The organism is Streptomyces viridochromogenes (assembly GCF_001270495.1).
Classification (GTDB): Bacteria; Actinomycetota; Actinomycetes; order Streptomycetales; family Streptomycetaceae; genus Streptomyces; species Streptomyces viridochromogenes_A.
The window spans coordinates 69732-94461 of the sequence record NZ_LGUR01000265.1; the positions used below are offsets into that span (position 1 = coordinate 69732).

21 protein-coding genes and 2 tRNA genes are annotated in these 24730 nt (G+C 70.8%); 13 read left to right on the forward strand and 10 right to left on the reverse strand.

Annotation, left to right across the window (positions count from 1 at the left end):
* Positions 1 to 42: 42 nt before the first annotated feature.
* On the forward strand, positions 43 to 1719 hold the full coding sequence (locus ADK36_RS43815) for a long-chain fatty acid--CoA ligase (RefSeq protein ID WP_048582274.1): 1677 nt from the start codon (positions 43 to 45) through the stop codon (positions 1717 to 1719).
* 120 nt (positions 1720 to 1839) lie between these two features.
* Here ADK36_RS43815 and ADK36_RS43820 read toward each other — a convergent pair whose 3' ends face one another.
* Positions 1840 to 6333: a hybrid sensor histidine kinase/response regulator gene (locus ADK36_RS43820; protein WP_078916286.1), complete on the reverse strand. Its 4494-nt coding sequence runs from the start codon at positions 6331 to 6333 to the stop codon at positions 1840 to 1842.
* A 337-nt stretch (positions 6334 to 6670) separates the two neighbouring features.
* Entirely contained in the window at positions 6671 to 7177 is a 507-nt protein-coding gene (locus tag ADK36_RS43825; RefSeq protein ID WP_048582272.1) for an SSI family serine proteinase inhibitor, read from the reverse strand.
* Between the two features lie 204 nt (positions 7178 to 7381).
* Between ADK36_RS43825 and ADK36_RS43830 the strand changes: the two genes are divergently transcribed.
* The 3 genes from ADK36_RS43830 to ADK36_RS43840 all read left to right on the forward strand — a co-directional run bounded on the left by ADK36_RS43830 (position 7382) and on the right by ADK36_RS43840 (position 8402).
* A tRNA-Ser gene (locus ADK36_RS43830) sits at positions 7382 to 7472 on the forward strand.
* Between the two features lie 210 nt (positions 7473 to 7682).
* A tRNA-Arg gene (locus ADK36_RS43835) sits at positions 7683 to 7755 on the forward strand.
* Between the two features lie 95 nt (positions 7756 to 7850).
* Complete coding sequence (locus tag ADK36_RS43840) at positions 7851 to 8402, forward strand: YcxB family protein (protein ID WP_053201565.1); 552 nt, start codon at positions 7851 to 7853, stop codon at positions 8400 to 8402.
* A gap of 72 nt (positions 8403 to 8474) precedes the next feature.
* Here the strand turns inward: ADK36_RS43840 and ADK36_RS43845 are convergent, their stop codons facing one another.
* From ADK36_RS43845 to ADK36_RS43870, 6 genes are all read right to left on the reverse strand, one after another.
* Positions 8475 to 8909 (reverse strand): VOC family protein, encoded by a 435-nt coding sequence (locus tag ADK36_RS43845; protein WP_048582256.1) that lies wholly within the window; start codon positions 8907 to 8909, stop codon positions 8475 to 8477.
* A 69-nt stretch (positions 8910 to 8978) separates the two neighbouring features.
* The gene (locus tag ADK36_RS43850) at positions 8979 to 9197 is read right to left on the reverse strand and encodes a hypothetical protein (RefSeq protein WP_048582255.1); all 219 of its coding nucleotides are present in this window, start codon (positions 9195 to 9197) and stop codon (positions 8979 to 8981) included.
* A gap of 68 nt (positions 9198 to 9265) precedes the next feature.
* The gene (locus ADK36_RS43855; protein ID WP_048582254.1) at positions 9266 to 10237 is read right to left on the reverse strand and encodes an NAD-dependent epimerase/dehydratase family protein; all 972 of its coding nucleotides are present in this window, start codon (positions 10235 to 10237) and stop codon (positions 9266 to 9268) included.
* A gap of 119 nt (positions 10238 to 10356) precedes the next feature.
* A complete protein-coding gene (locus ADK36_RS43860; RefSeq protein ID WP_078942552.1) occupies positions 10357 to 11421 on the reverse strand; it encodes an MASE1 domain-containing protein in 1065 nt (354 codons plus the stop codon).
* A gap of 14 nt (positions 11422 to 11435) precedes the next feature.
* On the reverse strand, positions 11436 to 12284 hold the full coding sequence (locus ADK36_RS43865) for a PP2C family protein-serine/threonine phosphatase (protein ID WP_048582253.1): 849 nt from the start codon (positions 12282 to 12284) through the stop codon (positions 11436 to 11438).
* 144 nt (positions 12285 to 12428) lie between these two features.
* Positions 12429 to 15710, reverse strand: a complete 3282-nt coding sequence (locus ADK36_RS43870; protein ID WP_048582252.1) for a SpoIIE family protein phosphatase — start codon at positions 15708 to 15710, stop codon at positions 12429 to 12431.
* A 160-nt stretch (positions 15711 to 15870) separates the two neighbouring features.
* On the opposite strand from ADK36_RS43870, the gene rutA reads away from it, so the two are divergent.
* Together rutA and ADK36_RS43880 are read left to right on the forward strand one after the other, a co-directional pair.
* Positions 15871 to 16938: a pyrimidine utilization protein A gene (rutA, locus tag ADK36_RS43875; RefSeq protein WP_053201567.1), complete on the forward strand. Its 1068-nt coding sequence runs from the start codon at positions 15871 to 15873 to the stop codon at positions 16936 to 16938.
* A complete protein-coding gene (locus ADK36_RS43880; RefSeq protein ID WP_078916283.1) occupies positions 16935 to 17588 on the forward strand; it encodes an isochorismatase family protein in 654 nt (217 codons plus the stop codon). The genes rutA and ADK36_RS43880 overlap by 4 nt, the downstream gene beginning before the upstream one ends.
* Positions 17589 to 17618: 30 nt before the next feature.
* Here ADK36_RS43880 and ADK36_RS43885 read toward each other — a convergent pair whose 3' ends face one another.
* Positions 17619 to 18161 (reverse strand): GtrA family protein, encoded by a 543-nt coding sequence (locus tag ADK36_RS43885; RefSeq protein WP_425315303.1) that lies wholly within the window; start codon positions 18159 to 18161, stop codon positions 17619 to 17621.
* Between the two features lie 404 nt (positions 18162 to 18565).
* Entirely contained in the window at positions 18566 to 19048 is a 483-nt protein-coding gene (locus ADK36_RS43890; RefSeq protein WP_053201569.1) for a MarR family transcriptional regulator, read from the reverse strand.
* A 139-nt stretch (positions 19049 to 19187) separates the two neighbouring features.
* On the opposite strand from ADK36_RS43890, the gene ADK36_RS43895 reads away from it, so the two are divergent.
* The 7 genes from ADK36_RS43895 (at position 19188) to ADK36_RS43925 (ending at position 24723) form a co-directional block, all read left to right on the forward strand.
* Complete coding sequence (locus tag ADK36_RS43895) at positions 19188 to 19559, forward strand: HGxxPAAW family protein (RefSeq protein WP_048582248.1); 372 nt, start codon at positions 19188 to 19190, stop codon at positions 19557 to 19559.
* Between the two features lie 68 nt (positions 19560 to 19627).
* On the forward strand, positions 19628 to 20500 hold the full coding sequence (locus ADK36_RS43900) for a DUF2797 domain-containing protein (protein WP_078916282.1): 873 nt from the start codon (positions 19628 to 19630) through the stop codon (positions 20498 to 20500).
* A gap of 251 nt (positions 20501 to 20751) precedes the next feature.
* Entirely contained in the window at positions 20752 to 20952 is a 201-nt protein-coding gene (locus ADK36_RS43905) for a hypothetical protein (RefSeq protein ID WP_048582246.1), read from the forward strand.
* 610 nt (positions 20953 to 21562) lie between these two features.
* Positions 21563 to 21910, forward strand: a complete 348-nt coding sequence (locus ADK36_RS43910) for a hypothetical protein (RefSeq protein WP_048582245.1) — start codon at positions 21563 to 21565, stop codon at positions 21908 to 21910.
* Positions 21907 to 22161 (forward strand): type II toxin-antitoxin system RelE family toxin, encoded by a 255-nt coding sequence (locus tag ADK36_RS43915; RefSeq protein ID WP_048582244.1) that lies wholly within the window; start codon positions 21907 to 21909, stop codon positions 22159 to 22161. Before ADK36_RS43910 ends, ADK36_RS43915 begins: the two co-directional genes overlap by 4 nt.
* A gap of 142 nt (positions 22162 to 22303) precedes the next feature.
* Positions 22304 to 23044, forward strand: coding sequence for a response regulator transcription factor (locus tag ADK36_RS43920; RefSeq protein WP_048582309.1), 741 nt, complete (start codon positions 22304 to 22306; stop codon positions 23042 to 23044).
* The gene (locus ADK36_RS43925; RefSeq protein ID WP_048582243.1) at positions 23041 to 24723 is read left to right on the forward strand and encodes a sensor histidine kinase; all 1683 of its coding nucleotides are present in this window, start codon (positions 23041 to 23043) and stop codon (positions 24721 to 24723) included. Before ADK36_RS43920 ends, ADK36_RS43925 begins: the two co-directional genes overlap by 4 nt.
* Positions 24724 to 24730: the final 7 nt, after the last annotated feature.

Sequence of the window (24730 nt, forward strand, 5' to 3'; positions counted from 1 at the left end):
TATGCGCGCAGAATCTCCGCAACCCTTACTACCGCGTAGGCAATGTCGCCCCGGGAGGACGCCGTGCTGAGCACCATGCAGGACGTACCGCTGCTGATCTCTAGGATCCTGACCCACGGGTCGACGATCCACGGCACATCGCAGGTCACCACATGGACCGGCGAGGCCGAGCCGCACCGCCGCTCCTTCGCCGAGGTCGGTGCCCGTGCGGCACAGCTGGCGCACGCCCTGCGCGAGGACCTGGGCGTGAGTGGCGACGAACGGGTCGCGACCCTTATGTGGAACAACGCCGAGCACGTCGAGGCGTACTTCGCGATCCCCTCCATGGGCGCGATCCTGCACACCCTCAACCTCCGCCTCCCGGCCGAGCAGTTGGCCTGGATCGTCAACCACGCGGCCGACCGGGTCGTCATCGCCAACGGCTCGCTCCTCCCCCTCCTCGCCCCGCTCCTGCCCCACCTCAAGACGGTGGAGCACGTGGTGGTGTCGGGGCCGGGTGACCGTTCCGGGCTGGCGGGCGCGGCCGTGCAGGTGCACGAGTACGAGGAGCTGATCGCCGGCAAGCCGACGACGTACGACTGGCCGGAGCTGGACGAGCGGCAGGCCGCCTCCATGTGCTACACCTCCGGGACGACCGGGGACCCCAAGGGCGTCGTCTACTCCCACCGCTCCGTCTACCTGCACTCCATGCAGGTCAACATGACGCAGTCGATGGGCCTGACGGACCAGGACACGTCGCTGATCGTGGTGCCGCAGTTCCACGTCAACGCCTGGGGGCTGCCGCACGCCACCTTCATGACCGGCGTCAACATGCTGATGCCGGACCGCTTCCTCCAGCCCGCGCCCCTCGCCGAGATGATCGAGGGCGAGAGGCCGACTCATGCGGCCGCCGTGCCCACCATCTGGCAGGGCCTGCTCGCCGAGCTCACCGCGAAGCCGCGGGACGTCTCCACCCTCGGGCAGGTCACCATCGGCGGTTCGGCCTGTCCGCCCTCGCTGATGGAGGCGTTCGACAAGCTGGGCATGCGGGTCTGCCACGCCTGGGGCATGACGGAGACCTCCCCGCTCGGCACGGTCGCGCGCCCGCCGGCCCACGCCGTCGGCACGGCGGAGGAGTTCGCGTACCGGCTGACCCAGGGCCGCTTCCCGACCAGCGTCGAGGCCCGCCTCACCGGCCCCGGCGGCGAGCGCCTCCCCTGGGACGGCGAGTCGGCGGGCGAGCTGGAGGTGCGCGGCCCCTGGATCGCGGGCGCCTACTACAACGGCCCCGACGCCGAACCCCTGCGGCCCGCCGACAAGTTCAGCGAGGACGGCTGGCTGAAGACCGGCGACGTCGGCATCATCTCCCCCGACGGCTTCCTCACCCTCACCGACCGCGCCAAGGACGTCATCAAGTCAGGCGGCGAGTGGATCTCCTCGGTCGAGCTGGAGAACGCGCTGATGTCCCACCCGGACGTCGCCGAGGCCGCCGTGGTCGCCGTCCCCGACGACAAGTGGGGCGAGCGCCCGCTGGCCACAGTCGTCCTCAAGGAGGGCTCCACCACCGACTTCGAGGCCCTGCGCACCTTCCTCGCCGACGAGGGCAAGATCGCCAAGTGGCAGCTGCCGGAGCGCTGGACGCTGATCGAGGCGGTTCCCAAGACCAGCGTCGGCAAGTTCGACAAGAAGGTGCTGCGCAGGCAGTACGCGGAGGGCGGCCTGGACGTCACCCAGATCTGACCCAGATCTGACCCAGATCTGACGGGGCGCCGTTGGGGAACTGTCGTCGGTCGGCCGCGGGTTGTCCGTGGTTGATCGCGCAGTTCCCCGCGCCCCTCGGGGGCGCTTCCGCCCCGTCCCTCAGTTGGTCCCGATCCTCGCCAGCAGATCCACGATCCGGCTCTGCACCTCGTTGCTCGTCGACCGCTCCGCCAGGAACAGCACCGTCTCGCCGGAGGCCAGCCGTGGTAGGTCGGCCTGGTCGACGGCGGCGGTGTAGACGACGAGCGGGGTGCGGTTGAGCTGCCCGTTCGCGCGCAGCCAGTCGACGATCCCGGCCCGGCGGTGATGCACCTGCATCAGGTCCATCACGACCAGGTTCGGCCGGAAGTCCCCCGCCAGGGCCACCGCGTCCGCGTCACTCGCGGCCCGCGCCACCTGCATTCCGCGCCGCTCCAACGTCGCGGTCAGCGCCAGCGCGATCTCCGCGTGCTCCTCGATCAGCAGGACGCGCGGCGGGTGCTGCTCACTGTCCCGAGGCGCCAGCGCCTTGAGGAGTACGGCGGGATCGGCGCCGTACGCCGCCTCCCGCGAGGCCTGTCCGAGCCCCGCCGTCACCATCACCGGCACCGAGGCGGCGACCGCGGCCTGCCGCAACGACTGCAGCGCGGTCCGCGTGATCGGCCCGGTCAGCGGGTCGACGAACAGCGCGGCGGGGAACGCCGCGATCTGCGCGTCCACCTCCTCGCGCGAGTGCACGATCACCGGCCGGTAACCGCGGTCGCTCAGCGCCTGCTGGGTCGTCACATCCGGCGCGGGCCACACGAGCAGCCGCCGCGGGTTGTCGAGCGGCTCCGGCGGCAGTTCGTCGTCCATCGGCTGCGGCCGCGGAGTGTCGGCGACCTCGACGGCCCCACCCGGCCCGTCCAACGGCTCGGGCCCCTCGGCGGCGTTCTCGTCCGGGGCGCCTATGGCGTACGACCGTCCGGCCCCCTCGGTCATCGGCGCGAGCCGCGACTGCTCTGCCATCGACGGCTGGGGCTGAGGCTGCCCGCCGAGCGACGGCTGGGCCGGAGCCTGCGGCTGAGGCTGGGCGGCGGGCACCGGCGGTTCGGCCGACGGATGCGGTCGCGCCGCCTGCTCCGCCGAGGCACCGGCCCGCGTGGCCGGGTCGGGCGGCGTACCGAGCTTGCGGCGCCGTCCGCCGTTGGTCTGGTGCGGGGGAGGCGTGGCCGACGACTGCGCGGCCGGCGCGGGCTGCTGCACCTGCGCCGCCTGCCGCGTGAACGGCACACCCTGCCCCAACGTCCGCACGCTGATCGCGCGACCCTGCGTCGAGTTCGGGTCGACGGGGGCGGCGGGGGCGCCCGGAGCACCGGCCTCGGCGGGCAGCGGCTGTGCCGCCGCCGCTTCCGGAGGCAGCGGGGTGCCCGGAGCCGGGGTGCCCGCGGCGGGCTGGGCCTGGACCGGCCGCGGAGGCTGCGCGGGCTGCGGGGCGGTCGGATTCGGCGGTACAGCGGTGGCGGCGACGTTCGCCGGTACGGCCGTCCCGGCGTCGGGGGTGTCATCCGCGGCGGGCCATGGCTGCGGGGCGGGAACGCCCTGGGCGCCAACTCCCTGGGCGGCAGGAGCGCCCTGCTCGGGTGCGCCCTGGCCGGGGGCCGCCTCGACGGGCAGGGGCTGGCCGGGCAGGCGCTGGCCGGGAACCGGCTGGGGCTGACCCGGCGGTACCGGCGCCACCGGCCCCGGAGCACCCGGCGCAGGCGTCCCGGCCGCTTCCGCCGGCTGGCCCACGGCCCGTCGGCGACGCCCGGTCGGCGCGCTGGTGGGATGCGGCTGCGGCGGGGTGTGGTCCTCGGCCTGGTCGTGCGGCACGGCATCGTGCCGGCCCTCGTCGACGAGTACGTCCCCCGGAAAACCCTGCCCAGGAACCGGTGCCTGCCCAGGAACCGGTGCCTGCCCAGGAACCGGAGCCTGCCCGGGTACCTGTCCAGGAACCGGAACCGGTGCCTGTCCCGGAACCTGGGCCTGCCCGGGAACCTGCACCTGAGCCTGTCCCGGAGCCGCAGCCACAGGTGCAGGCGCAGCCGCGGCGGGGGCCGGGGCCCCAGGCGCAGCCGGAGTCATACCCGCAGCCGCACCCGTGGCGGCCGCAGCCGCGGGCGCGTTCGGCTCGGCGGCACCGCCCGGTCCCTCCCCCGCCGGAGCGGGGGCGGCAGCGCGGTCCGCCTCGGCGGGCGGCAGGGCGAACACAGGACGGGGCCCGGCCTCCTGTGCCTGCGCGGCACCACGCTCGGCCGCCGTGGCCAGGGCACGTCGGCGCCGGCCCGTCGGCTGAGGAGCGTCGCCCGAGTCGGCCGTACCGGACCCGGAAGCCGTCTGGGCGGCACCGGCCGCAGGCAGGGCAGGCGGCAGAGCGTGCTGCTCCCCGCCGTCCCGCCGGGCGCGGCGTCCACTGGGCGCGGGCACGCCCTGCGGCGGTACGGTCCCGCCCAGGTTGTTCCCGGCGGCCGCGGTCCCCGCCGCATGCTCGGCGGCCGTGACGACGGCGCCCTCGGCGACGCCGTCCCCGCCATCCAGGCCGTCCCCGCCGGCCACGCCGTCCACACCGTTCTGGCCGTCCACACCGTTCTGGCCGTTCTCGGCCGGGCGTGCACGCCGCCGTCCGGTACCGCCGGAGGGCTCGCCGCCCGCGTCCCCGGCACCAGCCCCTTGCGGGAGCTCGGGCGGGGCCGCGCGCCTGCGCCGACGCCCGGTGGGCGCCGCACCCTCGGCATCCCCGGGCGCGGAACCGCCCTCGGCGTCGGCACCGGGCATGTCGCTCTCCAGGAAGGCGTCGACGGAGGACCGCCGGGCCCGCCGCCGGCCACCGGCACCCTGCTCGACGTCCTGCTCGGCACCCGGGACAGCGCCCCCGGCCCCGTCACCGGCCTCGATGGCGGCGGGGCCGCCGGGGGCGGCGACAACGGCCCCGGCCCCACCCCCGATGGGCACTTCGAGGACGTACGCACTGCCGCTCATCCCCGGGACCTCGTGCGTCTGCAGCACACCGCCGTGTGCCCGCACGATCCCGCGCACGATCGGCTCGTGCACCGGGTCTCCCCCGGCATACGGCCCGCGCACCTCGATCCGTACGACCTCACCGCGCTGCGCCGCCGCGACGACGACGGTGTTGTCCATGTAACCGCCCGCCGACACGGGCGAGTTACCGGTCGCGTCGACCCCCGCGACATCCGCGACGAGATGCGCGAGCGCGGTGGCGAGTCGCTGCGGGTCCACCTCGGCCTCGATGGGCGGGGCGTGCACGGCGAACTGCACCCTCCCCGGGCCGATGAGCTCGACGGCACCGTCGACACCCGCGGCGACGACGGCGTCCAGCATCACCTTCGTCCGCACGACCCCCGCGCCACCGGTGTCGAGCTGCTGGTACCCGAGGACGTTGTCGATCAGAGTCGTGATGCGCGAGTAACCGGCCGACAGGTGGTGCAGCACCTGGTTGGCCTCGGGCCACAACTGCCCCGCGTCGTCCGCTGCGAGCGCGGCCAGTTCACGCCGGAGTTCGTCGAGCGGGCCCCGGAGCGAACGCGCGAGCAGCGTCAGCAGCTGCTCGTGCCGACCGGAGAGGGCCTCGTACCGGTCCTTCTCCCGCTCTCCGAGCGCGGCGTACCGCTCCTCGCCCGCCGCGAGTTCCTCCGCGTGCCGCTCCTGGAGTTCCTCCAGCTCGGCCACGTGCTTCTGCCGCAGGGCGGTCAGCTCGGAGGCGTGCTCCTCGGCGAGCCGCTCCAGCTCTTCCGCGTGCCGCTTCTCGTCGGCGGTCTTCTCCTCGGCGAGCGCGTCGTAGGGCCGCCGGTCGGCGAAGGTCATCACGGCGCCGACGAGTTGGTCGCCGTCACGCACCGGCGCGGTCGTCAGGTCGACCGGCACCTTGTCACCGTTCTTGGCGAACAGCACCTGCCCGCGCACCCGGTGCTTGCGCCCGGAGCGCAGGGTGTCGGCGAGCGGGGATTCCTCGTACGGGAAGGGGGAGCCGTCGGGCCGGGAGTGCAGGACGAGCGTGTGCAGCTCCCGACCGCCCAGATCACTGGCCCGATAACCCAGTATCTGAGCGGCGGCCGGATTGACGAGGACGATCCGCCCGTCGGTGTCGGTGCCGACGACACCCTCGGAGGCGGCCCGCAGGATCATCTCGGTCTGCCGCTGCGAACGCGCCAGCTCGGCCTCGGTGTCGACGGTCCCGGTCAGATCCCGTACGACGAGCATCAGCAGCTCGTCGCCGCTGTAGCCGTAGCTGTCGTAGGCCTGCTGGCCGTTCTCGAGATTCGCGGACGTGACCTCGACCGGGAACTCGGTCCCGTCGGTCCGCCGGGCCATCATCCGGGTCGGCTTGGTCCGGCCCTGCGGGTCCATGTGGTCGGGCCGCCGCATGGATCCCGGAATCAGCTTCGAGTCGAACTGCGGCAGCAGATCGAGCAGCCCCCGGCCCACCAGTGCGGTCCCCGGCGCCTCGAAGGCCTCCAGGGCGATGGTGTTGGCGTTGACGACGGTCCCATTGGCGTTGACCAGCACCAACGCATCGGGAAGCGCGTCGAGTATGGCTGCGAGGCGAGCAGCGCCTCGGGATGGCCTGCTGCTCACGAGACGCTTCCTCCCTGTTACCGCACCTTGCCGACCGCTCGGGCCATCTTGCCAACCGGCCCGCGGCGTGTCACGCGAGGGAGTCTAAGGGCTGGGGTTGCGCTCGCGACGCCGGATGAGAGGCAGGTCGCACGACGAAGTGACCCAGAACGTATGTCCGCCTGTGCGGACGTCCTTTCCTGTGTCCTTCCCGCGTCCTCTCTGCGTCCTTCCTGCACCGTTCCCGCGTCATCGCGGCTTCGCGAGACCTTCGCGGGACTTTTACGGGGCCGGTGCTTCCTCCATGGAATGTCTGTGCGACGACGTACCGGATCCCCTGCTTCCCTGACGGAGCGGGCTACGGCCGCCCCTCCTGCCGCAGGTCGGGAAGGAGCGGCACGAGCCGGTCCCACCGTGCGATCTCGCACCCGTCACCGCGGTCGTACCGCGCGTCGACGGGGCGTCCGGCCCAGGTGCCGGTGACATGGGCGGTGGCCGAGCCGCCGTACTGCATGGTGCAGAAGCTGCCCTGCGGTACGGGAGCGAAGGCGTCCTTGCCCCACCGGGTACCGCGATCCAGCGCGGCACAGGCGCCGCCGGCGTCGGGGTGGTCGCCGCCGGCCGGATGACAGGACAGCTCGTAGGTCCCGTCGGCATCGGCGCCGGCGCCGCGGACGGTGACGGTGAGGTGGTCGCCGGGGCGGTCGGGGGCCTGGAGGGACGGGGACAGGAGGGGGAGCGGCGCGGCCTGCGCGTGTGCGGCCGGCACGACGGAGCTGGAGCCGACGGCGACGAGGGAACCGGCGGTGACGAGGAGGACCCGGCGAAGGCGCCAGGCCGGGACGGAACGGTTGACCTGCAACATGACCTGACTAACGCCGTACGACTCCGTACGTTGCGCCCACCCCTGGGACGTCGCTCCCCTGCACCACACGCCCCTCGAAGCACGCCGAGAAGAGCTTTGCCCTGCGGCCACCCCGCCTAGTACCGTGGAGGTCGATTGGTGACAGCACGCTCGACTGTGTCATCATCTGCACGCACCACTCGCGCTCGCGCGAGCGGCTGTGCTGGAGGCGTCGCCTAGTCCGGTCTATGGCGCCGCACTGCTAATGCGGTTTGGGCCTTAAAGCCCATCGAGGGTTCAAATCCCTCCGCCTCCGCGCTCGATCACGAAGCCCCGGTCCACTGGACCGGGGCTTCGTCGTTTTCGCACCGCTCGCGGGGGTGCCCTCTGAAGGCCTCATCGGGCTGTTTTCGCAGGTCACAATGGGTGCGCCTAATGGATTTCACATGGCGGCGGCAGTCATGTAATGTTCTTCCTGTCGCCGCGAGCGGGCCGGAAGGGCCGGGAGCGGCGGAAAACAGAACAAGCACTCGTAGCTTAACGGATAGAGCATCTGACTACGGATCAGAAGGTTGCAGGTTCGAATCCTGCCGAGTGCACAGCACGTCAAAGGCCCTGTGGAGTGATCCACAGGGCCTTTGCTTTATGCCCTGACGTCAGTCCGCCTGACCCTTCCTCGCTACGATCCCTGCCCATGGATACCAGGGGTGGGGATTCCATCCATCAGAACACGGACTTCGGTACGGCCGTGGAGTTCGTCTACCGGCCAACGGCAGCGGACTTCGAAGAGGCGCTCCGTGCACGAGCTCGTCGGTCACCGTCGGGGCGGGCTCAGGCACTCATGGCGCCGCTCACGGCAGCCGCCGCTGTGAGTGTCTTCTCGGTTCTGCAGGATGCCTCGCTGCCCGTGTGGACCATCTCGCTGGTGATCACCGTGCCCATCGCGTTCTGGGCCACTGTGCGAGGACTGCGCACCATGGCCCGCCGGATGTTCAGCATTGTGGAGCCATACGGGCAGTGCCGAGTGGTGGCCGACGACCGGGGTGCGGTCACCACCGGCGAGCGGGCGTCCTTCAGCATGGACTGGACGGTGTCCCGGGAGTATCTGGAGACGCCCGGACTCTTCGTGCTCCTTGGCGGTGACCGCTCGGCCGGAGTCGCGATACTGCCCAAGCGGGGTGCTCAGGACCCTGCGGACGTTGACCGGCTCCGGACGATCCTGGACCGGAACCTGAAGCGGCTCTAGGCGGCTGCGGGGATTCCGGACGCGCCGTCATCGGCCCTATATCGGCTGACCTCGGAATGTGTGGTTCGCGAGTCAGTCGAGGCAGAACTCGTTGCCCTCGACGTCCTGCATCGTGATGCACGACTCGTTGTCGTCGTCGGCGGGCAGTAGTTGCACGCGTACCGCGCCGAGTGCGACCAGTCGTGCGCATTCGGCCTCAAGCGTGGCGAGGCGCTCTTCACCCACGAGTCCGGTGCCGACCCGCACGTCGAGATGCACCCGGTTCTTGACGACCTTGCCTTCGGGGACGCGCTGGAAGAACAGTCGCGGGCCGACACCTGAAGGATCGCTGCACGCGAACCACGAGCCCCGTTCCTCGGCCGGCAGCGAGCTTTCGTAGTCGTCCCAAGTGGCGAACCCCGACGGTGGCGGCGGTACGACGTACCCCAACACCTCGCACCAGAAGCGAGCGACACGCTCAGGTTCTGCGCAGTCGAAAGTGACTTGGAACTGCTTGATCGACGCCATCGGTCCACCATAGCGGGGGGTTCCGTTGCTCAATTCCCGGTGGTTGTGCGGAGGTTGGCGTGCTGTTCCTCACCTCCAGTTCCTTTCCTCACGGCCCAGGCTCCGGAGCTCCCACCATGCCGCCGGTGTTCTTTCGCGCTGCTGCCAGTAAGGGTGGAACAGGACCGCGGTCGACAGCCTGTACAGGCGCCGGCGCAGCTCGGTTCGGCCGGGCCGCTCGGCGAGCTGGTGGTAGGTGTGGCTCCACTCCTGCTGTGCCTGGACGAGATCGTCGGGGAACGGTCGCATGGCTGAATTCAATCATGTGTTCGATTTTTTATGCCATCGCCATGGCGCCCGCGCCGTGCCGCCCGCCGTCAGGCGATGAGCGGGCCGGCCACCTTCAGTTCATCGTGGTCGATCAGCCAGCGGACGGACTCGAGCACGGCGGCTTCCGGTTCGTAGCGCGGTGCGTAGGCGAGGCGGGTCCTGGCCTTCTCGATGGTGAGGCAATGGCTGCGGTGGAGGTGCTCCCAGCTGCTCTCGGCGTGCTCAGGCGTCGTGGTCCGGCGGAACTCCTCCCAGGTCACCGGGTCCAGCGACGCGGTCTGGCCGAACCAGCCGGCCGCGACACGGGCGAAGCCGCGGACGTTCAGTGCGGTGGGGGCGACGACGTTGAAGTCCTCTCCCGCTGCCGCGTCCCGGTGCTGGATGGCTTGTTCAAAGGCCTGTGCGACGTCGTCGGCGTGGACGTGGTGCATCAGCTCGACACCGGTGCCGGGGATCCGTAGCGGCTGCCCGGCCGAGAGCGTCGACCAGACCGCGGGGTCGAGGTTTCCCAGTGGGCCGATGGGGTGCCAGCCGGGCCCGACGATGTGCCCGGGGTGCAGGGACGTGGTCACCAGGCCGCCGGAAGCGGTCTCCTCCTTCAGCATCCGTGCGATCCGGTCCTTCTGGATGCCGTACTCCCCGACCGGGGTGGTGCCCGTGCTCTCGGAGATCGGCAGCTTGTCGCTGGGGCCGTAGCGCCACAGGGTTCCGCAGTGCAGCAGGTGTCCGACCTCGCCGCGGAGACGTTCGACCAGTGCGGTGGCCGATTCCACGGTGAAGCAGACCAGGTCGACTACGGCGTCCGGGGCCAGCGCGGCCACCTTGTCGCCGAAAGTGCCCTCGCCGTCCTCCCGCTCCCGGTCGGCGGCGACGTGGCGCACCTGCTGCCATTCGGGAGCATCGGCGTAGGGGGTGCGGCTGCCGCGGCTGATGCCGATCACTTCGTGGCCGGCCCGCACCAGCCGAGGGACGAGGAAGGTGCCGATGTGGCCGCTGCCGCCGATGACGACGATTCGCATGCTGGTCCAATCAGTTCAATGTCAGATCAGTGCCGGATCGATAGATCAGTGCAGGATCAGGGCCGGATCAGTGCAGGATCAGGGCCGGATCAATGTCGGATGGGGGTCGCATTCCCGGCTCAGGGACCCTCATCCCCAACCACCGGCCCGTGCCGTTCCGGGCGCGCATCGGGTGGCTGGTCGGGGACGAGTTGGGCCAGTGCTTCCGTCAGGTCGTCGCAGGCATCCTGGAGTGCCCGGAGGGTTTGGTTCCGTTCGGCGATGACCGCCGAGAGCAGGAGCGCCGTCAGCGCCACCGTGCCGTTGAAGGCCTGGAGGATGACCATCTTGGCGAGGAGGTCGTGGTCGGCGAACGGGCCCGAGCCGACGGAGCCCGCGTAGATCGCGACGACGGAGGCGATCAGCGCGCAGGGTGCGGCGCCGATGAGTTGGAAGCGGAAGGCCGCCCAGATCAGGAAGGGGACGACGAGGAAGAGGAGATTGAGCGAGCTTCGGGTCGCCACCAGGGTGATCGTGGTCGTGCCGCCGAGCAGGAGCAGTGCCTCGGCCCAGCGCAGCGCGGGCGAGCCGCGGGGCGGACGGGCGGTGCGGGCGGCCAGCAGGAGCGGTGTGATGAAGAGGACGCCCATGGCGTCGCCGGTCCACCACACCGACCAGGTCGGCCAGAAGTCGTGCGCCGTGAGCGCTTCGGAGGCCACCAGGACGCCGGTGCCGATCGTCGCGCTGATCAGCATCCCCGCCAGGGCCCCGAGGAAGACCAGGGCGAGCGCGTCCTGGAGCCGGTCGAGAGCGATGTGGAAGCCGACGCGCCGCAGGAGGAGGCAGGCGCAGATCGGGGCGATCGTGTTGCTCGCCGCGATGGCGAGGACGGGGAGGATCGACGGCCCGAGCGTCACGTTCACCACGAACGCCCCGACCGCGATGGCCGGCCACATCCGCAGGCCCCACAGCATCAGGGCGACGAGGGCGATGCCGGTGGGCGGCCAGAACGGCGTGACCTGACCGCGTACCAGCTGCTGTTCGAGACCGAGCTTGGCGCTGCCGTAGTAGGCGGCGGCCACGGCAGCGAGCTTCAGTCCCTCGACGCTGTACCCGCCGAACCTGCCGAACTTGCCGAACCCGCCGTACCCGCCGAACCGCCGGAGCCTCGCACCGGGCGCCGCCGCACCCGTCGCCCCAGTCATCCCAGTCGGCCCAGTCATCCCAGGTCGCCGCTTCCCGACTGCTCCCCGAGCGCTCCGTACCGCAGGACCAGGACCGCGGCGTCGTCGTTGTGGCCGGTGAGGTCCGCCACCTTGATCACCTGGGCGGCCAGTTCGTCCGGGTCGGTGCAGCACGCGTCGCCGACCAGGTCGGCCACCCTCTTCAGACCGTCCTCGATCGGGTAGTCGGGGCCTTCCACCACACCGTCGGTGAGCAGGACGAACGCGCCCGCGTCGGTCAGCAGCCGGCGGGACGACGGGTAGCGCTCACCGGCGTGGATGCCGAGCGGCAGGCCGCCGTCGTTAAGGACGATCTCGCAGCGGCCGTCGGTCCTGGCCCAGACGGCCGGGACGTGTCCGGCGCGGGCGTCGCTGAGCTCCCCGGTGGCCGGGTCGAAGCGTAGGAAGGAGCAGGTCACGAAGAGCTCGGTGGCCATCGAGACGAGGAGGTCGTTGGTACGCCCGAGCACCTCCGCGGGGTCGGTGGTGGCGGTCGCGACAGCGCGCAGACAGATGCGCACCTGCCCCATGAGCGCCGCGGCCTCGACGTCATGGCCCTGGACGTCCCCGATCGCGAACCCCACCGAACCGTCCGGCATCACGAAGCCGTCGTACCAGTCGCCCCCGATGTCCAGCCCGACCCGTGCGGGCGTGTACCGTCCCGCCGCCTGGAGGCACGGCAGATCCGGCAGTTCCGCGGAGAGGACCTGACGCTGGAGCGCGGCGGCGAGCTCGACGCGTGCCTGCTGGAACTTGATCTGGTCCAGTATCCGGCCCGTGAGGTCCCCGAGCCTCTGCAGCAGCTCTCTGGTGGCACCGGCCGAATCGGTGCGGCGGTGGGCCATGGCATCACACCCCGGGCTCTTGCGGAGCGCCGCGCCATATGCGGCGTTCTCACGGTACTCCCGTGGCGGGAGGGTCTCCCTGGGAACGCCCGCGCCGACGCCGTACGTCCCCGTCGACGCCGTACGTCCCCGTCGGTGGTGTACCTAGAAGTCCTGGTCCCCGAACGCCAGCGCGTCCAGATCGCCGTCGAAGTCCTCCCCCAGGCCCGCCACGCCCAGGAACATCTGCTCCAGCGCGTCCGGCGCCAGGTCGAGGTCGCCCCGTACCGCGTCCGGCGTCGGCTGTACGGCCTGCTCCGTCCAGATGCACTTGCCCGTCGGCGTGTACCGCGTCCCCCACCGCAGCGACAGCGCGGTGACCAGCTGAAGCCCCCGGCCGCCCTCGTCCGTCTCCGTCGCCCGGCGTATCCGCGGCATGGTCAGGCTGCCGTCGAAGACCTCGCAGATCAGGGTGGCGCCGTGGAGGAGCCGGAGGCGGAGGGGGCCCTTGGCGTGGCGGATGACGTTGCCGACGAGTTCGCTGGCCAGGAGTTCGGTGGTGGGGGTGAGGACCTCCAGGTTCCAGGCCGTGAGCTGCTTGCGGATCAGACTGCGGGCCTGGCCGGCCGCCTTGGGGTCCTTGGGGAGGGGCCAGGAGGCCATGCGGGAGTCGGGCAGTGCGTGCAGGCGGGCCAGCAGGAAGGCCGCGTCGTCGGCCGCCTGGTGGTCGGCGGGGAGGAGGGCGGAGGTGACCCGCTCACAGAGGTGCTCCAGGTCCCTCGCCGTGCCGTCCGCGTGCGCGGCGCGCAGGATGTCGGCGAGCGCTGCCATGCCCTCGTCCATCTCGCGCTTGGACGACTCCACCAGACCGTCGGTGTACAGCGCCAGCACGCTGCCCTCGGGGACCGGGATCTCCGTCGTCTCGAAGGGGGGCTCCGCCGCGCCGAGCGGTGGGTCGGCCGGCAGGGGCGGGAACACCACCGTGCCGTCGGGGTGCAGCAGGGCCGGCGGCGGGTGCCCCGCCCTGGATATGGAGCAGACGCGGGTCGTGGAGTCGTACAGCGCGTACAGACATGTCACGTACGACTCCTCGCCCATGGCGCCGACGATGTCGTTGAGGTGGCTCATGATCTCGTCGGGGGGCAGTTCGAGGTCGGCCAGCGTGTGGACGGCGGTGCGCAGCCGGCCCATCGTCGCCGCCTCGGGCAGGCCGTGGCCCATGACGTCGCCGACGACCAGGGCGACCTGGCCGCCCGACAGCGGGATGATGTCGTACCAGTCGCCGCCCACGTCCATGCCCTGGCCGGCCGGAAGGTAGCGGGCGGCGGCCGTGCAGGCGGGCAGGGCGGGCAGGTCGCGGGGGAGCAGGCTGCGCTGGAGCTCGCGGGACCGGGTGCGCTCGGCGTCGAAGAGACGGGCCCGTTCCAGGGCCTGGGCGACCAGGGCGCTGGTGGCGGTCAGGAGGGTGCGCTCCTCGTCGGTGAGGCGGCGCGGGTGGTCGAAGGAGACCGCGCAGATACCGAAGGTGTGTCCCGAGGCGGTCAGCGGGAGCAGCGCCCAGGCCTGCTTGCCGGCGCGGGCGGGCAGGTCGGTCAGCTCGGGGTAGCGGGCGGCGAACTCCCGCGGGGAGGACAGGAACAGCGGCGTGCCGGAGATGATCGCGTCCCACAGCGGGCTGGGTTCCGTACGCTCGCGGCCGTCGAGGAAGGCGAGGACGTCCTCCGGGTAGCCGACGGACCCTACGGTGTGCAGCCGGTCGCCCTCCACGGCCTGCACCACCAGACCGGTCGCCTCGAACGGCGGCAGTACCCGCCGTGCGACCGAGTCCACCACGTCCTTCGAGGTGGTCGCCTTGGCCAGCGCGGCCGTCAACTCCGCTATCCGTGCCGCCCGTTCGGTCGCGGCGCGCTCGGCGGACCGGCGTTCCTCCTCCAGTCGCCGCTTCTCGGTGACGTCGGTGAAGTAGATGGTGCGGCCGTCGGGGCCCGGGACCAGTCGCAGGTGGCACAGGCGGCCGTTCGGCAGCCGTACGTCGAAGCTGACCGACTTCTCCGCGGCGGCGGCCTGCCGGCAGCGGATCTCCAGGCCGGGCACCTGCTCGGCGGCGGGCAGGTCCCACAGCAGCCGGCCGAACAGCTCCTCCTCGGAGAAGCCCAGGGTGCGTTCGGCCTCCACGTTGGCGAAGGTGATCCGCCAGTCGTCGTCCATGGCGAGGAAGCCGTCGCTCATGTGCCGCAGGGCCCGGCCGAGCGCGTCACGGGCGGAACGCGGCTCGTTGCTGTCCCAGCCGACGCCGATCATCCGATGGGGCTCGCCGTTGTGGTCGTACGTCGCCCTGCCGCGGGCCTGCGTCCAGCCCCAGCTGCCGTCCAGTTTGCGCACCCGGTACTCGGCCTCGAACACGCCGTGTTCCAGGATCGCCCGGTCCACCAGCGCCAGCGTCGGCGCCAGGTCGTCGGGGTGGACGCACCTCATCCAGTTCTCGACCAGGCCGATGTACTCCTCCGGCCGGGTGCCGTACAGCTCCAGCGCCGCCTCGTCCCAGAGCAGCTCGCCGGTCTGGATGTTCCAGTCCCAGGAGCCGACGCTGACCTCCTTCAGCGCCTGGCGCAGACGCTCGCCGCTCTGCTCCGGCTGCGCGGGCCGGGAGGGGCCGGCCGTCGGCGGTGCCTGGACCATGCGTTCCTCGGTCCAGGCGACGACGGCACGCAGGAACTCCCAGTGCTCGGGGCCCGGTTCGCCCTGGTCACCCATCAGGACGCTGAGGGCGCCGGTGCTGCGCCGGCCCCGGTACATCGGCAGGGCGGCGAGGCCGGTGCCGGGCCAGGCGGGGCTCGGGTCGTCGGGGGCGGAGACGGCCCGGGAAGCAGGCGTGGAGTCGGTCGGGGAACCGGCCGTTGTGCGGGTCGGCGAGCTGGTCGGGAAGCCGGCCGTGGAGCCCTTCAGGGGGTGGGCCGGTGAGCCCGTCGGGGGGTGGGCCGGTGAGCCGGTCGAGGAGTGGGCCACAGGGCCGAACGAGGAGAAGGCCGCGGAGCCGGCCGTAGAACCGGTCCGGGAGCCGGGCACAGAGCCGGCCGGGGAGCCGGCCGGTGAACCGGTCGGGGAGTTGGGCGCGGAGCCGGTCGGTGAGCCGAACGCAGAGCCGGTCGCCTCGGCCACCCCGGTCACCCCGATCGCGCCCATCGGGACCCAGACCCCACCCCCCTCGTGCAGCGCACGCGCCGGAGCCAGCGGACCCTCCTGGTCGATGATCTCCCAGCTACGGGTGAGGGCGGGTGGCAGCCCGGCCGTCGACACCAGGCGCAGCGCGGACATCGGGCCCCGCAGATGGATCATGCCGCCCAGAGCGCCCAGCTCGCCCACCGCATGCTGGAGGGCCAGCCGGAAAACCTCGCTTTCCGCGACACCGGGAGCCACCGTGCCGAGCAGGGTCAGCCGAGCGTTCATGTCGTGGACCCTACCGTTCCGTGTTCAATCGAATCGATCGTTCGCAAGATCCTCACGCCCCGCGCGCGGCCGGTCGACACGACGTCAACCACCCATTTCTAACGTTGAGTTGACGTGCGCGGCTTAGCATCACCGGGACCCCCGACCGCTGAGGAGTGGCATGGACATCGGCGTATTCATCCCTATCGGCAACAACGGCTGGCTCATATCGAAGAGTTCGCCTCAGTACCTGCCCACCTTCGAGCTGAACAAGGCCATCGTGCAGAAGGCCGAGGAACACGGGCTCGACTTCGCGCTGTCGATGATCAAGCTCAAGGGGTTCGGCGGCGACACCGAGTTCTGGGACCACTGCCTGGAGTCGTTCACGCTGATGGCGGGCCTGGCCGCGGTGACGGACCGGATCAAGCTGTACGCCTCCACGCCGATCCTGGTCCTCCCCCCGGCGATCGTCGCCCGGATGGCCACGACCGTCGACTCGATCGCCCCCGGCCGCTTCGGCATCAACATCGTCACCGGCTGGGCGCCCGGCGAGTACTCCCAGATGGGCCTGTGGCCCGGCGACGAGCACTTCGGCAACCGCTACGACCGTGCCGTCGAGTACGTCACCGTGATGAAGGAGCTGTGGCGCGAGGGCGTCAGCAACTTCAAGGGCGAGTTCTACGAGATGGACGACTGCGTGCTGTCGCCGCGCCCGGCGGACGGGCACATCGACATCGTTGCCGCGGGCCAGAGCAACACCGGTATGCGGTTCGCGGCCGAGCACGCCGACTACAACTTCATCCTCGGCAGCGGCGTCAACACCCCGCTCGCGTTCGCCGACACCACGGCCACGCTGGTGGACGCGGCGCGCGAGACCGGCCGGGACGTCGGCGCGCTTTCCCTGTTCATGGTCATCGCGGACGAGACCGACGAGGCCGCGCAGGCCAAGTGGCAGGACTACCACGACAACGCCGACCGCGCGGCCCTCGCCTACATGGCGGGCGAATCGGCCTCGGACACCACCGCCGACGACTCCTCGACCGCTCGCACCATCGTGCTGCCCGAGGGCGCGGTGAACTTCAACATGGGCACGCTGGTGGGGTCGTACGAGACCGTCGCGAAGATGCTCGACGAGGTCGCGGAGGTCAACGGCACCAAGGGGATCATGCTGGTCTTCGACGACTTCCTGGACGGCATCGAGAACTTCGGCACGCGTATCCAGCCGCTGATGAAGAGCCGCCGGGCGTGAGCCGGTTACGGCACCAGGAGTTGCCGGAGGACGACTACGAGCGGGCCGGCCTGGCCGGGCACCTCACCCCCGGCGCCTCCCCGGCCCTGCTCCTGGTGGACCCGGCGCGCGCGTACGTGGACCCCGACTGCCCGCTCTACGCCGGCGTCGAACCGGCCGTGGAGGCGATGAGGGCGCTGCTGGCGGCCGCCCGGCGAGCGCGCGTCCCCGTGGTCGTCACGCGGGTGCGGTTCCGGTCCGACGGCAGCGACGGCGGTGTCTTCTTCCGCAAGGTGCCGACGCTGCGGGTGTTCGCCGAGGGCAGTCCGTACGGCGACTTCATCGACGGGTTGGCGCCCGCGGCGGACGAGCTGACCGTGACGAAGCAGTACCCGAGCGCCTTCTTCGGTACATCACTGGCGGCGTATCTCACCGCCAACGGAATCGACACACTCCTCATCGGCGGCCTGACCACCAGCGGTTGCGTACGTGCCACCGCCCTGGACGCCATGCAGCACGGGTTCGTCCCCGTCGTCGCGGAGGAGGCGGCCGGCGACCGGGACCCGGATGTGCACGCGGCGAACCTCTTCGACATCCGGCACAAGATCGGGGAGGTGTGGCCGATGGAGCGCGTCACCGCATACCTGGAGGAAGGCGGTGCACGGCTGTGAGAACGGTGGTCGGTATCTGACGGGCGGCGGCTATACGAGGGATGGGGTCATCGGGGAGTACGCGGGGACGTGGGGGCCGGTGGTGAGGGCGTTGACGGACAGGGTGCCGAGGGGCCGAGCCGGGGCCACGTTTGCCGGGGTCGCCTGCTTCTTCCGCTCGGCGAACACGAACAGCCGCAGCACCAGGAACCGGCCGATGCCGGCCAGCCCGGAGGCGGTGAGGTAGACGGCCTGCTCCCGGAGCAGCGTGGGGGACGGCTGGACCGCGTGGAGTACGAGCATCGCGGAGGTCGTGGCGAGGTAGGCGGCGACGGCCGACCCGGAGGACTGCAGATGTTGCCGCAGGCCCGGGCGGCGTCCCGTGCCGAAGGTGAACAGGGCGTGCAACTCGGTGCACAGGAGGGTGGAGGCGACGGTGATCAGAGCGTTCGCGAGTGCCCAGGGCATCGTCGTGGCCAGCAGCGGCACGGCGGCGCTGGAGAGGAGCCCGACACCGCCGCCGCACACCACGAAGCGGGCGAAGGAGGAGAGGGGGCCGGGCTTCGAGGGGCTCGGAAGCGAAGGGCTCGACATGGACGGGTTCGACATGGACGCGCTCGACGTGGCCGGGCCGGGTATCGACGGGCTCGGCATCGACCGGCCCGGTATCGAGGGGCGCTGCGACTCCATGGCGGTTTCCTTCCGGGCGGGCCTGTCCTCTGAGGGACACACCTCATCCCGGCGCGGCTTCAGCGGTGCCTCAGTCGGGCTTCAGCCGGTATCAACCCGGCTTCAGCCCGAGTCGACCGGTTTCAGCCGGGATCAACCGAGGCCAACGATTCCGTGGTCCGCCCGCGGAAACGATGGAGTGCTCCACCGGACCGATGGTGGGGCAGGCTCCACCCTGCGAGGTCGGGCAACCGCCCGATCGACGACGCGATCGGCCCAGTCGTCAGTCCTGCCGTCAGTTCTGCCGCAGTTCTGCCGCAGCCCTGCCGTCAGGCCCTGTCCTGGTCGCGGAGTTCGTCGATGTAGCCCTGCGCGAGGCCCGTCGTGCGGGTGAACCAGTCCGTGAGTACGGCGATCTCGTCGGTGGAGTAGTCGGCGAAGAGGTCGATCAGACGGGCGTAGTAGGGGCCGTAGAGGGCCTCGACCCGGCTGACGGCGGCCGGGACGGCGGCGACGCGGACGCGGCGCCGGTCGGCCGGGTCCGGGCGGCGGGTGACGAACCCGGCGCGTTCCAGGCGGTTGAGGATGCCGGTCATCGCGCCGGTCGTGACGTGGGCGTGTTCCGCGAGGTCACCCGCCGTGAGGAGGTTCTCGCCGGCCTTCAGGACGCAGCCGAAACAGAGCAGGTCGGTGATGTTCAGGCCCAGCCGCTGGGCCATCTCCTGCTGGCCGAGCAGGTGGGCCGCGATGAGGGAGTCCATCGCGTCCAGCGCCTGGGCCGGGGTGGCGGTGGGACGCGGCTTGGCTTGCATCTTTTTCGGATTGCCTTAGCTAGTGAGAGATTGACTGGCTAAACTTCTTACATTGTGAGGGATTCCGGGATCGCTCCGCCATACGTGGAGTTGCGTGGAGTCCCGTGGAGTTCCGCTGCCCACCGGAGGGAGCAGGCACATGAGCCAGTATGACGAGGGACATACGGTCGCAGGATGGACCGGAACCGCGATCGCGACGATCGGTTCCGCCGTCGTGGGGGCGGGGATATGCACGGTCTCGGCCGTGCTGATCACAGGCGGGCTGGGCATCGTGGCGGCGAGCGTCCTCGTCACCTGGACCCTGCACCTTTCCGGCTGGGGCAAGCCGCCGGGCGTACGGCCGCGGGGGCAGTGGCGCATGGGGGCGCGCGACCTGAGTGCGCGGGAGGGGCATCCGGAGTGCTGGTCGTGCCGGCTGGCGGGGCGGGGGCGGCGTGCGACGGCGAGGGTGACTGAGGTCGTGCCGGTCGTCACCGGTGAGGAGGAGCCGGCTGTCGCTGAGGCACGTTGAAGCACGCCGAGACCGTAGGAAATCGCTGAACGGGCGTTGTCAGTGCCTGCCTCTACTCTCGAAGAGCGATGGCACAGGCATGGAGATGCTCGGGGCTGCGGTGGTCGGCGGACGGCCCTGAGCTGGCATGGGACGGCGGTCGGCGCTCCGCGCTGACCTGGGGGAAGCGGGTCGCCTTCGGGGTCGCGGAAAGGGGAGTGCGGACATGCGTGGGAGCTCGGGGGCATGCGTGTCCGGTGCGGGCGATCGTGCCGGGGCGCAGTACGGGGGCACGCTGCGAGGAGTGCGCACGGCTGGACCGGGCGCACTCGGTGGCCGCGGACACGATCGCGGACGACCCTCGTCCCTACCACGTATATCTGGCCTGGTTCGGCCCCGGCATGACCAAGGTCGGCATCACCGCCCTTGAGCGCGGCTCGGCCCGGTTGCTGGAGCAGGGGGCGGTCTGCTTCAGCTGGCTGGGTGTCGGCCCACTGATGGCGGCGCGGCGTACGGAGGAACTGCTGCGGGCCGCACTGCGGGTGCCGGACCGCATTCCGTACGGCGCCAAGCGGGCGGTGCGGTCCGCGCTGCCGGCGTCGGCGGCGGAGCGGGCGGCCGAGGTGGAGGACTTGCACGCCCGGGCCGTGGCCCTCCCCGCCTGGCCGGAGTCACTCGACCGTGAGCCCTGCCAACCGGTCGATCACGCCGGGGCGTTCGGGCTCGCGGGTCTGCCTCCCGCTGTCGGGGAGGTGACCGAGCTTGTCGCGGGCGGGGCGGTGAGCGGGCGGTTGGTGGCGGCTGCGGGGCCGGATCTGCATGTGGAGACGGGCGGTGGGGTGGTTGTCGTCGATACGCGGCTGATGCGGGGGTGGGAGCTGGTTCCGGCCGTCGGCGACGAACTCTCCTTGCCTGTGAGGGCGTTCAGGCAGGACGTGAGTGTGCAGGACGGGTTGTTCTGACCGGCGTCCGCAGGTGACTGCCGTGCCCCACGGGTAGGTGATGCGGTACTGCGCGTTGCGGCCGCAGCGGTAGGAGTTCCCAGGAGCAGCTGGCCTCGTGCCGAGCGTCCACTGACCGCGCAGACCTTCGGGCTCGGCGACGGACCGGCCATGACCGCAACCGCAGTCACCAACCGGGGCACCACCCGAGAGCGCCGCTCGATGATCACCCGGGACGTCAAGGCCCGGTACTGGGGCCCGCACTCGTCGACATGCCGCATGTGATGCTCAGGCTCGACCGCGTCCTCGGCTTCTGCACCGTAAACGGAAGTGAGCGCCCGAGGCCCCGGTTCGGCGACTCAGCCAGCGAGGACCCGCAGACCACCGCACAGACCCTCGCCCTGCTCACGCAGGCCGAAGCCGCGTTGACCGACACCAAAGGCCGCATGCCGCACCGCCTGGCCGAAGAATGACGACGAGGGAAGTTCACGTCTGCCATTCGGACCCTATATGAGGTCATCCGGACACGGGTCAGGTGACGCCCCAGCATGGGCGGAACTCTCGTGCAGCCGAAGAGCTCTCGTTGTCAACTAGTCGTCGCCTAACGCCGGTAAGGAAACAAAGCGCACCGGCTCACTCTCCGTATCCCATTCCAACGACGACAAGTCAATCTCAATCGTCGTGAGCGAGGAAGCGAACAGAAAGAAGGTCCTCTCTGCGGTCGCCTCCTCCTGACGGGACGCACGGGCTCCGTTGCCGACAAGGCGGCGGAGCCCGTTCCGGTACCGGCGCGGTCTGGCGCGGCCGAGGAGTACGGGTGTGCGCACTGGTACGAGCGCTACTCGCTGCACATCGCGAGGGTCGAGCACAGCAGTGGGTTCGAGCGGGAGGGCGCACCGGACCGCCTGGCCCGGTGAGGCACGGCCCTCGCCGCCGGGTCCTTCACCTGTGCTGTGAGACCAGGTGAAGGAGTGTCGTCTGGGGCGAACTCGACATCCCGAGGTGCCATCGGTGCGTAGCGTGCTGAGCCGCCTCAGAAGGTGCCGTGCGGGTACCTTGGCCGCACGGCGAAGGGAGACGTGGATGGCAGGCGAGTGGCAGAACGCGGTGGCCGAGGCCCGGGAAGCCACCGGGTTCACGGGTCATGTCGTCCAGCGCACCGTCGACGGCATCGGAGCGGCCCTGCGCCTCGATCACCGCGCCGCCTTCTACGGCGAGCTGGGCGCTCTGGCGGACTCCGGCGGTTTCGAGGCGTTCCTCAACCACTGGTGGACGCAGGCACTCGCCGACGCCGCCCCCGATGAGGAGGTGCGCGAGCAGGCGATCGACTTCGCCGACGTGGCCGTGTCTCTGTTCGCGCGAGCGGCCGGCGGGCCGACGTCCACCCAGTCGGAGATCGACGCCATCGTCACCGGAGCCGAGGCCCGTTGAGCTACACGATCATTTGGGAACGGGCGGCATCCGAAGGTCTCAAACGGCTCCGGGCCCGCGATGGCGACGCGGTGAAACCTCTCGTCAAGGCGATCAACTCCCTCGCTCTCAACCCCGAACCCAACACGAGTAACAAGCTCGGTACCACCAACCTGAGGCGGCTGCGGGTCGGCGTCCATCGAGCAACGTACGAGATCGAGGGCGGAACCGTAGCCAACAAGATCCTCATGGTCGGCAGTACGGCGGTCTGACGGCGAGGGCCGAAGGGGCATGCCGTATGGCCATGCCGTATCCGGACACCCAGGCGTTTCCTGAGAGCCTCCTGTGTGTTTCTCAGGAAAATCACAGCTTTCAGAAAGCGTGTTCTCAGAGGACCCCGACATCGTGTCCGCTATGACCACGACCTCGCCCCAGGGGCGCACCGAACTGCTGAGGCCGGACGGGAGCCCCGTCCGAGTGCTTGTGGTGGACGACGAGCTGTCGATCACCGAACTTCTGTCCATGGCCCTTCGCTATGAGGGCTGGCAGATCCGGAGTGCCGGTGACGGTACCGGCGCGGTGCAGACCGCGCGTGAGTTCCGGCCCGACGCCGTCGTCCTGGACATGATGCTGCCGGACATGGACGGGCTGACCGTGCTGGGGCGGCTGCGGCGGGATCTGCCGGACGTGCCCGTGCTGTTCCTGACGGCCAAGGACGCCGTCGAGGACCGGATCGCCGGGCTCACCGCGGGCGGGGACGACTACGTCACCAAGCCGTTCAGCCTGGAGGAGGTCGTGGCCCGGCTGCGCGGGCTCATCCGGCGTTCCGGTGCCGCCGACCGGCGGTCCGACTCCGTGCTGGTCGTGGGGGACCTCACCCTCGACGAGGACAGCCACGAGGTGTCGCGGGCCGGGGAGAACATCCACCTCACCGCCACGGAGTTCGAGCTGCTGCGGTTCCTCATGCGTAATCCGCGGCGCGTGCTCAGCAAGGCCCAGATACTCGACCGCGTGTGGTCGTACGACTTCGGCGGGCAGGCCAATGTGGTGGAGCTCTACATCTCCTACCTGCGGCGGAAGATCGACGCCGGTCGCGAGCCGATGATCCACACCCGGCGTGGTGCCGGTTACTTGATCAAGCCCGCCGCGTCATGAGCGGGCGACGACGACCGCGTACGCAGAAGAGACGCGCGGGTCAGCCGCGCACCCTGCGGGCGCGGCTCGTCGTCGCGTCCCTGGTGCTGATCGCCGTGGTGTGTGCGGTGATCGGTACGGTGACGACGCTCGCGCTGCGTTCGCACCTGTACGAGCAGCTGGGGACCCAGCTCAGCGAGATCGGCGATCGGGCCGTCGGCAAGCCTCCCGGCGGCGACCCCGACAAGAACGACCCCGACAAGAACGACGCTGACAAGAACGACGCTGACAAGAACGACGGCAACACGAGCGACACTGCCGGCAACGCTGTCCAGACCTTCAGCCTCGGCGAGTTCGCCAAGCGCGCGGGCGGCCCGGGGTCGTCCGGTACGGTCATCGCCCTGGTCCGGAACGGTGTCATCACCGAGGCCAAGGTCAGCCAGAACACGAACGACAGCACCGCCGCCGACCCCTTCGGGATGAAGGCCGTCGATCTCACCGAAGCCCAGGAAGCGGCGCTCAACAAGGTCGCCCAGGACGACAAGCAGCACACCGTCGAACTGGGCAGCCTCGGCGAATACCGCGTCCAGTACCGGACCAGCCCCGACGGCACCCGCAGCTACTACGTCGCCATCCCCACCAAGGACGTCAGCAGCAACCTCAACACCCTGATGCTCATCGAGGCCAGCGTCACCGCCGCCGCCCTGGTAGCCGCCGGTATCGCCGGCACCGTCATCGTCGGCGTGGCCACCCGCCCCCTCCGCCGGGTCGCCGCCACGGCGACCCGCGTCTCCGAACTCCCCCTCCACACCGGCGAGGTCAACCTCAGCGAACGCGTCCCCGAGTCCGAGACCGACCCGCACACCGAGGTCGGCCAGGTCGGTGCGGCGCTGAATCGGATGCTGGACCATGTCCACGGCGCTCTCCACTCCCGCCAGCAGAGCGAGATGCGCGTCCGGCAGTTCGTGGCCGACGCCAGCCATGAGCTGCGCACGCCCCTCGCCTCCATCCGCGGGTACGCCGAGCTGACCAGACGAGGCAGAGAGGACGTCGGGCCCGACACCCGGCACGCGCTCGGCCGTATCGAGTCCGAGGCCGGGCGTATGACCCTGCTCGTCGAGGATCTGCTGCTGCTCGCCCGGCTGGATGCCGGACGGCCGCTTCAGTTCGAGCAGACCGATCTCATCCCGCTCGTCGTCGACACCATCAGCGACGCCCGCGCCGCGGGCATGGACCACAACTGGCGGCTCGACCTGCCCGACGAGCCCGCGCTCGTGTCGGCGGACGCGGCCCGGCTGCAACAGGTCCTCGTCAACCTGCTCGGCAACGCCCGCAACCACACCCCGCCCGGTACGACCGTCACAGCCCGTGTTCAGCGGCGGGGCCCCTGGATGTGCGTGGACGTGGAGGACAACGGGCAGGGCATCCCGCCCGAACTGCTTCCGCACGTCTTCGAACGGTTCGCGCGGGGTGACTCCTCGCGCTCCCGTGCCTCCGGCTCGACCGGCCTCGGCCTGGCCATCGTGCAGGCCGTGGCGACCGCGCACGGCGGCGCCGTGACCGTCGACAGCGTGCCCGGACGGACCGTGTTCACCGTGCATCTGCCGGCGCTGCCCGCGCAGCCGAGCCCCGAAATGAGCTGGCAACAGCACTCACAGGCACAGCACAGCGTCACCACATGGGCGGAACAGGGCGCCTGACAAAAGT

Coding starts and splice junctions, on each gene's coding strand:
- ADK36_RS43815 (WP_048582274.1), top strand. CDS start 43: ATGTCGCCCCGGGAGGACGCCGTGCTGAGCACCATGCAGGACGTACCG.
- ADK36_RS43825 (WP_048582272.1), bottom strand. CDS start 7,177: ATGTTGCAGGTCAACCGTTCCGTCCCGGCCTGGCGCCTTCGCCGGGTC.
- ADK36_RS43840 (WP_053201565.1), top strand. CDS start 7,851: ATGGATACCAGGGGTGGGGATTCCATCCATCAGAACACGGACTTCGGT.
- ADK36_RS43845 (WP_048582256.1), bottom strand. CDS start 8,909: ATGGCGTCGATCAAGCAGTTCCAAGTCACTTTCGACTGCGCAGAACCT.
- ADK36_RS43850 (WP_048582255.1), bottom strand. CDS start 9,197: ATGCGACCGTTCCCCGACGATCTCGTCCAGGCACAGCAGGAGTGGAGC.
- ADK36_RS43855 (WP_048582254.1), bottom strand. CDS start 10,237: ATGCGAATCGTCGTCATCGGCGGCAGCGGCCACATCGGCACCTTCCTC.
- ADK36_RS43860 (WP_078942552.1), bottom strand. CDS start 11,421: ATGACTGGGGCGACGGGTGCGGCGGCGCCCGGTGCGAGGCTCCGGCGG.
- ADK36_RS43865 (WP_048582253.1), bottom strand. CDS start 12,284: ATGGCCCACCGCCGCACCGATTCGGCCGGTGCCACCAGAGAGCTGCTG.
- ADK36_RS43870 (WP_048582252.1), bottom strand. CDS start 15,710: ATGAACGCTCGGCTGACCCTGCTCGGCACGGTGGCTCCCGGTGTCGCG.
- rutA (WP_053201567.1), top strand. CDS start 15,871: ATGGACATCGGCGTATTCATCCCTATCGGCAACAACGGCTGGCTCATA.
- ADK36_RS43885 (WP_425315303.1), bottom strand. CDS start 18,161: ATGTCGAGCCCTTCGCTTCCGAGCCCCTCGAAGCCCGGCCCCCTCTCC.
- ADK36_RS43890 (WP_053201569.1), bottom strand. CDS start 19,048: ATGCAAGCCAAGCCGCGTCCCACCGCCACCCCGGCCCAGGCGCTGGAC.
- ADK36_RS43895 (WP_048582248.1), top strand. CDS start 19,188: ATGAGCCAGTATGACGAGGGACATACGGTCGCAGGATGGACCGGAACC.
- ADK36_RS43900 (WP_078916282.1), top strand. CDS start 19,628: ATGGCACAGGCATGGAGATGCTCGGGGCTGCGGTGGTCGGCGGACGGC.
- ADK36_RS43905 (WP_048582246.1), top strand. CDS start 20,752: ATGCCGCATGTGATGCTCAGGCTCGACCGCGTCCTCGGCTTCTGCACC.
- ADK36_RS43910 (WP_048582245.1), top strand. CDS start 21,563: ATGGCAGGCGAGTGGCAGAACGCGGTGGCCGAGGCCCGGGAAGCCACC.
- ADK36_RS43920 (WP_048582309.1), top strand. CDS start 22,304: ATGACCACGACCTCGCCCCAGGGGCGCACCGAACTGCTGAGGCCGGAC.
- ADK36_RS43925 (WP_048582243.1), top strand. CDS start 23,041: ATGAGCGGGCGACGACGACCGCGTACGCAGAAGAGACGCGCGGGTCAG.